This window comes from uncultured Tenacibaculum sp., from assembly GCF_947498805.1.
Taxonomy (GTDB): domain Bacteria; phylum Bacteroidota; class Bacteroidia; order Flavobacteriales; family Flavobacteriaceae; genus Polaribacter.
Genome location: NZ_CANMLT010000004.1, coordinates 55,057 through 66,650, shown reverse-complemented (window position 1 = coordinate 66,650; position 11,594 = coordinate 55,057). Strand labels below are relative to the sequence as shown.

Genomic DNA, 11,594 nt, shown 5'->3' with positions numbered 1-11,594 from the left:
TAAATTATTGATTCTTTAATCCGTACCTTTGTTATATGCATGGACTTATAGATAGTTTTGGTAGACAAATTAATTATGTGCGATTGGCAATTACCGATCGTTGTAATCTTCGTTGTCAATATTGTATGCCAGCAAAGGGTATTGATATTGTTCCTAGAAAGGAACTATTGAGCTATAAAGAAATGTACCGCATTGTTCGTGTACTTACAGAACTTGGTGTTACCAAAGTAAGGCTTACAGGAGGAGAACCCTTTGCTCGTAGAGATTTCATGAGCTTTTTAGAAATGTTATCGTACAACGACCTTCTAAAAGACATAAACATTACTACCAATGGGGCCTTAGTTAGTAAGCATATAAAAACATTAGAAAGTCTTGAAAAGGTTAAAAATATTAACCTAAGTATAGACAGTTTACACCCAGATAAGTTTGCTAAAATTACAAGAAGAGATGTTTTTACCGAAGTATATGAGGCTTTTGAATTATTAGAAAAAAGTTCGTTAAACTTGAAGTTAAATGTGGTAGTTCAATCGAATTTTAACACAGATGAGATTAATGACTTTGTACGTTTAACTAAGGATAAAAATATTGCGGTTCGATTTATTGAAGAAATGCCTTTCAATGGAAAAGGACAACGAGATATTCAAGAGAACTGGAATTTTGCACGTATTTTAAAAGAAATACAATCGGAATATGATATTACAGAATTGATTTCTGAAAAATCATCTACTTCAAGAAACTATCAAGTAAATGGTTTTAAAGGAAATATTGGGATTATACCTGCATTTACCAGAACCATTTGTAACGATTGCAATCGTATTCGAGTAACAGCAACAGGAACGTTTAAAAACTGTTTGTTTGATGATGGTGTATTTAATCTTCGTGATTTTATAAGAGATGGTGCTAGTAATGATGATTTAAAAGCATTGTTTTTAAAGCTCATCAAAGAAAAACCTGAAAATGGTTTTGTTGCTGAGGCTAATAGAAAAGGAAATGTTTCTGAAAGTATGAGTACCATTGGTGGATAAAGTAATTCAACATGAAACAACTCTGTAATACTACATATAATAAATACGCTATTATATCCACTGCAATAATTACTTCATTGGTTTTTATCGTACTACCTCACTTTAGGGTATTTTACTTTATTTTTTTTATGTTCTTCATTGCAGGGCTAACACTCAGCATACACCTAGTTTTAAACAAAATTAGCTTAACTAAAAAGCATTCATGGATTATTACTGTTTTAGGTATAAGTTACATGCTGTATTTTAGTGTAAGCTACTTAATAGCCTACATTAATTAATTATGATAACAGTAGAAGAAGCTAAACATATAATTTTAAGCAACACACAAGATTTTGGAACTGAAGAGATTCCTTTTTTAGAATCTGTAGGAAGAATTTTAAAGGAAGATATTATTGCCGATAGAGATTTTCCTCCTTTTAATCGTGTTGCTATGGACGGTATTGCCATTAATTACCGTTTTTTTCAATATGGAGTTCGCGACTTTAAGATTGAAGGAATTCAGCCTGCTGGGAGTCCACAAGAAACAATGGACAATGCTGCGAATTGTTATGAGGTAATGACGGGGGCCGTATTGCCTGATAATTGTGATACCGTGATTCGTTATGAAGATGTGAGTATTAACACACTTATGGCGACGGTAAACCTAGATGAAATTACCGAAGGACAAAACATACATACGCAAGGTTCTGATAAAACAGAGGGAACCGTATTAATTGAAAAAAACAAACAAATTTCTCCAGCAGATATTGGAGTGTTAGCAACTGTAGGAAAAGCAACCGTAAAGGTTGCGAAGCTTCCTAAAGTAATGATTGTTTCTACTGGTGATGAATTGGTGGATGTAACAGAAACCCCAGAAGCACACCAAATACGAAGAAGTAATGTGTATACCTTGGTTTCTTTATTAAAAGAACTAAAGATTCCGTCAGAAACAGCTCATATTACCGATGACAAAGTAGTTTTAAAAGAAAAAATAGCTGGTTTTTTACATCAGTATGATGTATTGCTTTTCTCTGGAGCAGTAAGCAAAGGAAAGTTCGATTATTTACCTGAGGTTTTAGATGAATTAGGAGTAGAAAAATTATTTCATAGAGTTGCACAACGTCCAGGAAAACCATTTTGGGCAGGACAAACACACAATTGTAAAGTGTTTGCATTCCCAGGAAACCCGGTTTCGACTTTTGTAAACTGCTTAGTATATTTTTATGCTTGGTATCATAAATCAGTGGGATTAGTAGAAAACCTACAAACTGCCACCTTAACGGAAGAGGTAACCTTTAAACCTGAGTTAACTTACTTTTTACAGGTAAAAACACATACTGAAAACGGACAATTACTAGCAACTCCGATTAAAGGAAATGGTTCTGGAGATTTAGCGAGTTTAGTAGAAGCAAATGGTTTTATTGTATTACCTAAAACAACGGAAACTACGTTTGTTAAAGGGAGTGTGTATCCTGTAATACAATATAGTTAAGCTATCAATACGAATGGTTTTCAAGATAAAAATGAGTAAAAATTATATCGAGAACTAATTACTAAGCATCTCGATACAAATTTATTTCGTCCCTCATAAATCCACTCGATGTGACGTCAAAATTAAAATGAAAAGGTGAAAGCTTACTATGTGTACATATTACAATGTTCCGATAAAACCTATTATACAGGCATTACCTCTAATTTGTCTCAAAGGGTTATTCAACATCAAAATGGAACTTATCAAGATAGTTATACCTCCAAGAGAAAACCTGTTCAACTTGTTTTTTATTGTGAGTTCACCAATGTTGATATGGCTATTGAAAAGGAAAAACAAATTAAAAAATGGTCAAGAGTCAAAAAAGAAGCCTTGATTAATAATGAATTTGAAAAACTTCCTAACTTAGCAAAGAAGAAGTTTAAGAACTAAAAACAACACTGTCAGTTCGAGTGATTTTCACGATTGAAATGAGTGAAAATTGTATCGAGAACCAATTACTAAGCATCTCGATACAAATTTATTTCGTCCCTCATAAATCCTCTCGATGTGACATCAAAATAAAATAGAGTTTAATGAGTAATTTCTCACACATAAACGAACAAAACCAACCTAAAATGGTCAATGTTTCTGATAAAAAAATCACGAAACGTGTTGCTATTGCTAAAGCTACTATGTTTTTAGGTTCTGAAATTATAGGTCATTTTAACAACAACGAACTGATTACCAAAAAAGGTCCGGTTTTTCAAACGGCTATCATTGCTGGTATCCAAGCCGTAAAGAAAACTTCAGATATCATTCCAATGTGTCACCCTTTATTAATCAACGGAGTTGACATTGATATAAATATTACCGACAACGAACATATTGAGGTGTTTTGCAAAGTAACAATTGAAGGAAAAACAGGCGTAGAAATGGAAGCCTTAACAGGAGCTTCTGCTACTTGTCTAACCATTTACGACATGTGCAAAGCTATTAGTCAGAAAATGGTAATCAAAGAAATACAACTAATTGAAAAGACCGGTGGGAAATCGGATATAAAAAATGGATAAAAAGCATCAAAAACACACCAACTTAGCAAAAAAACACAACGATACCAACGCTCCAAACGAAGTGGTTATTTTAGGAGCTAAATGTGGAATTATTGCTGATATTGTTACACAAGTTTCCAACAAATTATCCAATTATAATTTAGCTTATTTTGATGCGTCCCATGCAAAAGATGTGGAGCCAAATAGATTGTCGGAATACACTTTCCATCATGAAGGGAACTTACAGCTTAATACAGCGTCTTATATTAACAAATACGAACAACGGTTACAGTTTTACAACTACGATTATGTATTTGTAAACGGAAATCATTATCCAGGAGCCAAACAAATCTTAATTTTAGATCTAGAAAAAGAAGCTTCTATCAAAAAGAGAATAGATCAAATTACCAGCATTCAATTTATCATTAAGTTAGACACGAATACTCCATATTTTGATTGCTTAAAAGAGAAGTTTCCTAATATTGAAAATATCACGAGTTACTCAATTAATGAGATTGATAAAATTACCAATCACATTCATAACCTAATTAAAGAAACCATTGCACCTGTAAAAGGATTGGTATTAACTGGAGGGAAAAGTACTCGAATGGGAACTGATAAGGCTGAATTGAACTATTTTGGTAAGCCTCAAAAGGAACATGTAAAAGAATTATTAGAGGAGAACTCGCTAAAAACCTTTTATTCAGTTGCTCAAAACAACAACAATTCAGAAGAAATTCATGATACTTTCTTAAATTTAGGTCCGTTTGGTGGAATTTGTTCTGCATTACAGCAAGACCCAAATTCAGCTTGGTTTGTATTGGCCACAGATGTGCCTTTTGTAAACACTGAACTAATTCAATTGGTTTTACAAAAAAGGAATCCGAGTAAAGTAGCTACTGCAGTTAAAGGAAAAGGAAAAGAGTTTCCGGAGCCATTGATTACTATTTACGAACCAAAAGCCTACGGGAAATTATTGCAATATTTAGCGCAAGGATATTCTTGTCCGCGTAAAATGTTGATTAATTCTGATGTTGAAATTGTAGAAATCGATGATGATTTCATCAGAAACATCAATACTCCAGAGGAGTATGAGGAAGCAAAAAAAGAAATTAACTAACAACTAAAACCTATGCTAAAGGATTTATATAAACACCGATTTGAGATTTTCTTAATATCTCAAATACTCATTTTGTTTGGTTCCCTTATATTTCCCTTTCAGTTTTTCGAAGAAGTTATACTACCTGTTTTTTTTCTATTCAATATCATCACAGGAATGTTGATGATTTCTAAGCATAAAAAACACTTATGGTTTTTTATAGCACTTTTTATTGTTTCGGCCTTTGTATTTGGAGGAAAAATGATTCAAAAAGGAAATGAATCAGAAGAATTAGGACAACTCCGACTTACCATTTATTTTGTGTTTTATATCATGGTTACTTGGAGTATTATTAAGCAAGTGTGGCATGAAAAAACCGTAGATAAAAAGGTTATATTGGGATTAATGAGTGGTTACATTTCCTTAGGTTTTTTAGCTTTTTTCTTGTTTATGTCTATTGAAATCTGGAATCCTGGTTCGTTTCAGGGAGTATTAATTACGGAGGGAAGTGATATCAACGCACTTACAGATTCTATTATGTATTACGCTTATATCACCTTACTAACCATTGGTTACGGGGAAATTATACCCGCAACTCCTATCGCGCAAAAAGCGGCTATTTTAGTGGGATTAGTAGGACAGTTTTATATTGCTATTGTTACTGCTATTGTAGTTGAAAAATACATTCGGTATAGCACTAGTAAAAAGTAAAATTTAGAAGCATTGAAACTTATGAAATACTATTTCAACACTTAGCACTTTCTTAGTTTACTTAAAATGTTGAAATAGTAATGATTTTAATTTTCTCTTAAGGCTATAATTGGCTTAATAAGAGCTGCTCTACGTGCAGGAAGAAACGCTGCAAAGAATCCAGCGATTACTAATGTTATAATAGAGGCAACTACTATTTGTAAATTGATTTCAGGATTTAAGAAAAATTCGCTTTTCATGTTAAACGTATTAATGGTGTAATTAATTCCTTCTACAAAAAGTAGTCCTATAGACAAACCAATATATCCGGACATCCCTGTTAAAAAAACCGATTCTAAAACGATCATTTTAATTATAGACAAGGGGGTTGCTCCAATGGCTTTTCTAATTCCTATTTCCTTTGTTCTTTCTTTAATATTGATTACCATAATATTGCTAACCCCAACAATTCCTGATAATAAGGTTCCAATACCTATTACCCACATAAATATTCTTATGGCCTTAAATAATCCCTGATATTTTGAAAATTCCTTTCGGGTATTCCATGCATAAATTGCTTTATCTTTTGGGTTTACACGATGCCTCTCTTTTAAAAAACCTAAAATCTCTTTTTCAGCTTTTATACTCGTAGCCACAATTCCGATGTTATCAATATTGTTTTTCCTATTGAAATTATGCTGGAAAGTAGAATGTGGGATAAATATGGTTTTATTTTGATTTTCTGCTTCTTCTCCCTCTCTAAAGGATTCAAAAACTCCTACTATTTTATAATAGCTCGATTTTATTTGAACATACTTACCAATTACCTCTTCATTATTATACAATTCTTCATGAACTCCTGAACCAATAACGGCTACTAATCGGTTATTTGAATTGTCTATATTACTAATATACCTACCTTCTTTTAGGTTGATATTTCTCAAATAAAAAATATCTGCATCAACACCATAAACATCATATCTTTCGTTTACATTTTTGTTTTGAACCAATACTGGGCTATGCGTAAATGATCGCGCTCCTATGTATTTAATGTTTTCTGCATATTTGCGTTTTATAAGATCTAAATCGCTATTATTTAAACGAATTCTTCTATTCTCTTTTACTCCTAAATAGGGCATTTTAGTTGTTTTACTATAAATATGAAAACTATTTAAATCAAAACCTCTAAACATGTTCGTTACTCCTTTTTCCAATCCATCTCCCGAACCTAGTAAAAGTAACAGCATGAATATTCCCCAAAAAACACCAAAAGCAGTTAATAGTGTTCTTGACTTATTCTTTTTAAGAGTTTGAACAATTTCTTGTATTTCATCTTTACTTATCATAAATTCTAAGAGTTTCATTATCACTTAATCCTGTAATAACTTCTGTATAGACACCATCAGACAATCCTAACTTTACCAACCTCTTTTCTTTCTGATCTGCTCCTTTATGTACTAAAACATAGGTAGAATCTCCTTCTACAATTAACCACTCTTCTTTTATCGATACAGCATTCTTACGCTCTTCTACTACGATTTTTGCATTGGCACTAAACCCAGTTTTATTAGTTGTTAAGTTTGAAAGTGTGGTTTTAATATCGAACAAGATCATTCCATCTGCATTTTTTCCACTTGTTGAAATCTCTGATAATACCCCTTCTTGATCTTCGTTGTTTATAGATGAATTTATAATTACATCCATTCCTTCTTGTAATTTTGCTACTTCATACTCCTTTACACTTCCTTCAAAAATCATTTGTTTCACATTGGCGATTTGAGCAATCGTAGTACCTTCATTAAAATTATTACTTTGAATGATTGAAGCACCTATTTCAGTTGGTAATAGTGTAACAATACCATCAATAGTAGATACAATAGAGGTATTAGATTTTTCTGAATTCGAATAGTTTCCAGATTTTACAATTCGATATCTTTTTCTTGCATTGTTAAGTGTTTCTTGTGCATTTAAAAAGGCATTTTCTACCTTTTCAAAATCTACTCTTGATATAATCCCTTTTTCAAAAAGTGTTTTGTTTCTTTCAAAAGACACCTTTTGATTCTTATAATTAATTACAGCAACATTCTTATTAGATTCTGCTTGAGCTAATTCAGCCATGTTTGGAATAATACCAATTTTGGCTATTACCTGGTCTTTATAAACTCGATCTCCATTTTTTACATACAACTCTTCTAAAACTCCAGATACCCTAGATTTAATTTCTACTTTTTCCTTAGGAACCACAATCCCAGAACACATGACAAAATTCTTAATGTCTTTTTTCTTAGGCTTTTCTAAAGCATAAGAGATTTCTTTACTTTTTTCCTTTGTAGTGAAATAATATAAAGGCCATATAAAAAGGAGACCTACAAAGATTATAAACGTAGTTTTTATTATTTTTTTCATTTTACACAAGTTTATCAGATTTTATTTTACCGTCTTTTAAATAGATTATTCTATCAGTCATATTTGCTATTTCATCTTCGTGTGTAATAACAATCACCGTAATTCCTTTATTATTAATTTCCTTTAACAATTCCATGATCGCTATAGAAGTTTTAGAGTCTAATGCTCCAGTAGGTTCATCTGCCAAAATGATCTTTGGGGATGTAGCCAAAGCTCTAGCAATAGCTACACGCTGGTTTTGTCCTCCAGACAATTCATTTGGCAAATGGTGAATACGGTTTCCTAGCCCTACTTTTTTTAGGTTTTCTATAGCAACTTCTGTTCGTTCTTTTTTACTTTTCTTTTGATAAAACAAAGGCAAAGCAACGTTTTCTAATGCAGATTTATATGGAATAAGATTAAACGATTGAAAAATAAAACCTATAAAGTTATTTCTAATTTTAGCAGCTTTTGATTGACTAAGGTCTTTGATTGAAATACCATTCAATTCATACAAACCATCGTCTGAATAATCTAAAATTCCTAAAATACTTAGTAATGTAGATTTTCCTGAACCTGAGGGACCCATAATTGAGACAAACTCTCCTTCTTTAATAGATAAACTAATATCTTTTAAAACATGCAAGTTATGCTCTCCATTTCGATAGGTTTTATTTAAATCGTTTATTCTTAACATGCTAATCTTTTATTTCTTAAAACATTTAAATACTTTAAAAACACATCATCTTTTAAATAAGGAGCAATGCTTATTATCAATGACTTTTTATATGCGTTATGAATCTTACTATCAGATATTATATTTTCAATATTGTTAGGCTCATTCAATACTTCTAACTGACTATTAAACACATGGCTTTTTATAGTACACCACTCCTTAATCTTTTGTAAGCTATCATTGGTTTCGAAAAGTTTATTTTCAAAATGTAGATTACTCAATATCTTTTCTAGATACTTTTCTTCCTTTACGATCCCACTAAATTTGATAGCTTCATTTATCAATTGATCTACCATCCCTATAAAAACCTGTGCTTCTTGATCGTTTAAGGATCTTTTATTGTTTAGCAACTCAATTAATGTTGCATTCATCTCATACGTCCAGTGATCATAATCCTTTTTTCTGAAGAAAATTCGAGCATTATTATGATACTGCTGAATTCGATACATCTCCAGTAAAAAAGATTCGTTTTTTTGTTCAAGAACCAATGATGCTTCTATTGAATTTTCTAAGTATACATGAGCTTCTTTATATTTATCTAATTTAAAGTACAGGTAAGCTATAATAGGCAACCTTATAATGTTTACATGGTCTTCAATACTTGTTCCTTTTACAGAGAAGTTAAATACGTCTTCAGCCTTATTTAGTGCTGATACTGCATTATCTAAGTTCTTTTCTTTGCTCGATAAAAACACTTTAGAATACAGAACATCCATATCTAGTATTGTTTTATACGCTTCGCTAGTACTAGATTTTTTTAGATAATCTTTTAAAAGATTGAAATAATTCTCGCTCATGATAATTAGTTATTTTGTGTTACTTACCAAAAACTCGTTATCAATTAGAGCATTGATAGACTCTTCGTTTTTAATAATTTCTTTTACTTCATTCCCCTCAAGACTAATTTCATTTGCATGAATTTTATATAAGAAATCAATATAACCGTTAGATAATCGGATAGATTTCCCTCTGGTATTATCAAAAATTACTTTGTTGTTCTCATTGATATAAAAATCATATCTATTTGCATTGAAAGTATAGATCTCTGAAGCTTTTAAATACTTCGGTCTTAATAAAGGAACTGGTGCCTTAAATTGATGCATAAAGTAAATTGACTCCCATTGCAATGGATATTTCAAGAAGATTTCTGAGAAATTATCCCAAATGGTTTGTGTTGCTACAGAACAATATTCTTGTCTTTCTCCAAAAGGTTCTATTGCATCCAAGAATTTCACTTTAATTTCATCGTGGTTAGCTCTATAAGAAATAACTGGTACAATTGGTATTTTTAAGTAATGTGAAAGAAATGAGATTCCTTTTCTCGAAAATAGTTTCGATTTTAATAGGGTTATTTCTACCAGGTTATCATCTTCATGTGAAAATTCTTTAAGCCCTTTACTTCCATCTATATAAAAAAGTAAGCTTTCTCCGCTCTTTACTTTTTTAATCATTGAAATGATTGAGTTCTTATTCTGACCATTGATAATATCCATTTTAGAAGTAGATCCTTCCACTTCACCTAGAATATTATAATAGGAATTCATGAACATCTCTTTTTTATTATCAAAATCATCCGCCCCTATTACGATGGTAAAATTGATATTGTTCTTAATCAAATAGTATCCTATAGATAAATAAGATCCCATATGGTAAGAACAGTATATTGTTCTTTCTCTGCTAAAATCTGGATTTCCTAACATCTCAGAGAAACCGTTTTTCTCTAATAAGTGAAGGTAATCTACCTCTAAATTTGAGAGTTCTCTATTTAAAAGATATGTTTTATAAACATCTGTAGTAACGTTTATGTCTGGATGAATAAAGTTTAAAGCTGATTTAAATCTTAAGAAATTAAGTCTTTCAACCGAATCAAGCTCTGTTAAACTTGCTATCCTTTTGGAGGTGTTTTCTACAACCTCATCTATTTTTTGTAAATATTGTGTTTTCATAATGTCTGTTTTGAATAATCTAATGTTGTATAACTTTATCCGGTTCTCGATTGATATAGTCTTTCATCCAAGTAACTATTGATTTTGCAATTAGATATAGAAAGAAAACTGTGATTAATACCTTAAAGAGAATTTCAAAATGATTAGTCACTATTTCATTGATACTATTGTGCTCGTAAAGCGCAAATAACTCATGAAAGATTTGTGGAGCTCCAATGATAAACTTGGAAATAATTAGATAAAGGAAAATATAGTTTCCTATACTGTAAAGCACTAGCGGAATTGACAAACTTTCTCGCTCATTTTTAAACAAATACACATATAGTAAATATGGAAATGAATTTGCTTTCTTGTTAAGGTTTTGTATATCAAAGAAATCTGAAAAAACCCAGTATCCATCGTTTCTTATAAAAGGTGTTAAAGAATACAGCGCTACGAAAACATTTATTTTCATTATACCTAATATGAAACTACTATTCGATGGGAATAGAAATAACAAAAGGAATAAAACATTGTTAACTATTAACTGAAAATAAATACCTCCTAAATTCACCAATATTCGTTCCTTCTTCTTAAGTACCCATATCTTAGAAACGTTTGCAAAGAATACAGGAAAGATCAAGTAAAAACCAAATCCTATTTCTTTAGGCCTTATATTAAAATATGAGGAAGCTGCTGCATGTCCGAATTCATGAAAAAGTAAGATCGATAAAATTACAATTAAACTAAATGTTGTATTGTTTGATGATATTTCTAATATTTTAAAATTGAAAACATCAAAGAAAAACACTGAGCTTATTACTGCTGAAGAAATTATTAATAAAGTGTACAAAATGGTATCTTTAAACAAAAACTTTAGTTTGTCTGAAACCTTATTTACCAAAGGTTCTTTAATAAGCGGAATTGAAAATTTTATATACTTTTTTTCCTCCTTCTCTTCGAGAAACTCACTAACTAATGAAACTACCGATTCATTTAAAACAGTGACTTCTTCTTCTGAGAGATTTTGATCTGATTTTATCTTTTGAACTGCTGTACTATAATTTTCTCGTTTTATCGTATTGAAAAAATCAAAAAGAAACTCTCTTATGTAATATATTTTATCTAAATAAACTAGAATATATTTTTCATCATTATGTATTAATTTAGAATCGTTTACAAACTTTTCTATTTCTTTATAAGTAATACTAGAATCAATCATCTTCTCTTTAATT

General features: G+C 30.9%; 12 protein-coding genes. 6 read left to right on the top strand and 6 right to left on the bottom strand.

The window, feature by feature from the left end:
* Nucleotides 1–35: 35 nt before the first annotated feature.
* The 6 genes from moaA to Q0873_RS08650 all read left to right on the top strand — a co-directional run bounded on the left by moaA (nt 36) and on the right by Q0873_RS08650 (nt 5,334).
* Nucleotides 36–1,025 (top strand): GTP 3',8-cyclase MoaA, encoded by a 990-nt coding sequence (gene moaA, locus Q0873_RS08675; RefSeq protein ID WP_299106144.1) that lies wholly within the window; start codon nt 36–38, stop codon nt 1,023–1,025.
* Nucleotides 1,026–1,305: 280 nt separating this feature from the next.
* Nucleotides 1,306–2,496, top strand: a complete 1,191-nt coding sequence (locus tag Q0873_RS08670; protein WP_299106142.1) for a molybdopterin molybdotransferase MoeA — start codon at nt 1,306–1,308, stop codon at nt 2,494–2,496.
* 135 nt (nt 2,497–2,631) lie between these two features.
* Nucleotides 2,632–2,925: a GIY-YIG nuclease family protein gene (locus tag Q0873_RS08665; protein ID WP_299106140.1), complete on the top strand. Its 294-nt coding sequence runs from the start codon at nt 2,632–2,634 to the stop codon at nt 2,923–2,925.
* Nucleotides 2,926–3,068: 143 nt separating this feature from the next.
* On the top strand, nt 3,069–3,545 hold the full coding sequence (moaC, locus tag Q0873_RS08660; RefSeq protein ID WP_299106138.1) for a cyclic pyranopterin monophosphate synthase MoaC: 477 nt from the start codon (nt 3,069–3,071) through the stop codon (nt 3,543–3,545).
* Complete coding sequence (locus tag Q0873_RS08655; protein WP_299106135.1) at nt 3,538–4,644, top strand: molybdenum cofactor guanylyltransferase; 1,107 nt, start codon at nt 3,538–3,540, stop codon at nt 4,642–4,644. The genes moaC and Q0873_RS08655 overlap by 8 nt, the downstream gene beginning before the upstream one ends.
* Before the next feature lie 12 nt (nt 4,645–4,656).
* On the top strand, nt 4,657–5,334 hold the full coding sequence (locus Q0873_RS08650; RefSeq protein ID WP_299106132.1) for an ion channel: 678 nt from the start codon (nt 4,657–4,659) through the stop codon (nt 5,332–5,334).
* A gap of 86 nt (nt 5,335–5,420) precedes the next feature.
* On the opposite strand, the gene Q0873_RS08645 is transcribed toward Q0873_RS08650, so the two are convergent.
* From Q0873_RS08645 to Q0873_RS08620, 6 genes are read right to left on the bottom strand one after another with little or no spacing between them, the layout of a single operon-like run.
* A complete protein-coding gene (locus Q0873_RS08645; protein WP_299106129.1) occupies nt 5,421–6,659 on the bottom strand; it encodes an ABC transporter permease in 1,239 nt (412 codons plus the stop codon).
* The gene (locus Q0873_RS08640) at nt 6,649–7,719 is read right to left on the bottom strand and encodes an efflux RND transporter periplasmic adaptor subunit (RefSeq protein WP_299106127.1); all 1,071 of its coding nucleotides are present in this window, start codon (nt 7,717–7,719) and stop codon (nt 6,649–6,651) included. The genes Q0873_RS08645 and Q0873_RS08640 overlap by 11 nt, the downstream gene beginning before the upstream one ends.
* Before the next feature lies 1 nt (nt 7,720).
* A complete protein-coding gene (locus tag Q0873_RS08635; RefSeq protein WP_299106125.1) occupies nt 7,721–8,395 on the bottom strand; it encodes an ABC transporter ATP-binding protein in 675 nt (224 codons plus the stop codon).
* The gene (locus Q0873_RS08630; RefSeq protein WP_299106123.1) at nt 8,389–9,231 is read right to left on the bottom strand and encodes a hypothetical protein; all 843 of its coding nucleotides are present in this window, start codon (nt 9,229–9,231) and stop codon (nt 8,389–8,391) included. Before Q0873_RS08630 ends, Q0873_RS08635 begins: the two co-directional genes overlap by 7 nt.
* A 9-nt stretch (nt 9,232–9,240) precedes the next feature.
* The gene (locus tag Q0873_RS08625) at nt 9,241–10,380 is read right to left on the bottom strand and encodes a hypothetical protein (RefSeq protein WP_299106121.1); all 1,140 of its coding nucleotides are present in this window, start codon (nt 10,378–10,380) and stop codon (nt 9,241–9,243) included.
* 19 nt (nt 10,381–10,399) lie between these two features.
* Nucleotides 10,400–11,581 (bottom strand): site-2 protease family protein, encoded by a 1,182-nt coding sequence (locus Q0873_RS08620; RefSeq protein WP_299106120.1) that lies wholly within the window; start codon nt 11,579–11,581, stop codon nt 10,400–10,402.
* Between the last annotated feature and the right edge of the window lie 13 nt (nt 11,582–11,594).

Excerpts from the sequence above, each read along its gene's own strand:
- Q0873_RS08640 (WP_299106127.1), bottom strand. The coding sequence starts at position 7,719 with ATGAAAAAAATAATAAAAACTACGTTTATAATCTTTGTAGGTCTCCTT.
- Q0873_RS08670 (WP_299106142.1), top strand. The coding sequence starts at position 1,306 with ATGATAACAGTAGAAGAAGCTAAACATATAATTTTAAGCAACACACAA.
- moaC (WP_299106138.1), top strand. The coding sequence starts at position 3,069 with ATGAGTAATTTCTCACACATAAACGAACAAAACCAACCTAAAATGGTC.
- Q0873_RS08625 (WP_299106121.1), bottom strand. The coding sequence starts at position 10,380 with ATGAAAACACAATATTTACAAAAAATAGATGAGGTTGTAGAAAACACC.
- Q0873_RS08655 (WP_299106135.1), top strand. The coding sequence starts at position 3,538 with ATGGATAAAAAGCATCAAAAACACACCAACTTAGCAAAAAAACACAAC.
- Q0873_RS08620 (WP_299106120.1), bottom strand. The coding sequence starts at position 11,581 with ATGATTGATTCTAGTATTACTTATAAAGAAATAGAAAAGTTTGTAAAC.
- moaA (WP_299106144.1), top strand. The coding sequence starts at position 36 with ATGCATGGACTTATAGATAGTTTTGGTAGACAAATTAATTATGTGCGA.
- Q0873_RS08635 (WP_299106125.1), bottom strand. The coding sequence starts at position 8,395 with ATGTTAAGAATAAACGATTTAAATAAAACCTATCGAAATGGAGAGCAT.
- Q0873_RS08645 (WP_299106129.1), bottom strand. The coding sequence starts at position 6,659 with ATGATAAGTAAAGATGAAATACAAGAAATTGTTCAAACTCTTAAAAAG.
- Q0873_RS08650 (WP_299106132.1), top strand. The coding sequence starts at position 4,657 with ATGCTAAAGGATTTATATAAACACCGATTTGAGATTTTCTTAATATCT.
- Q0873_RS08630 (WP_299106123.1), bottom strand. The coding sequence starts at position 9,231 with ATGAGCGAGAATTATTTCAATCTTTTAAAAGATTATCTAAAAAAATCT.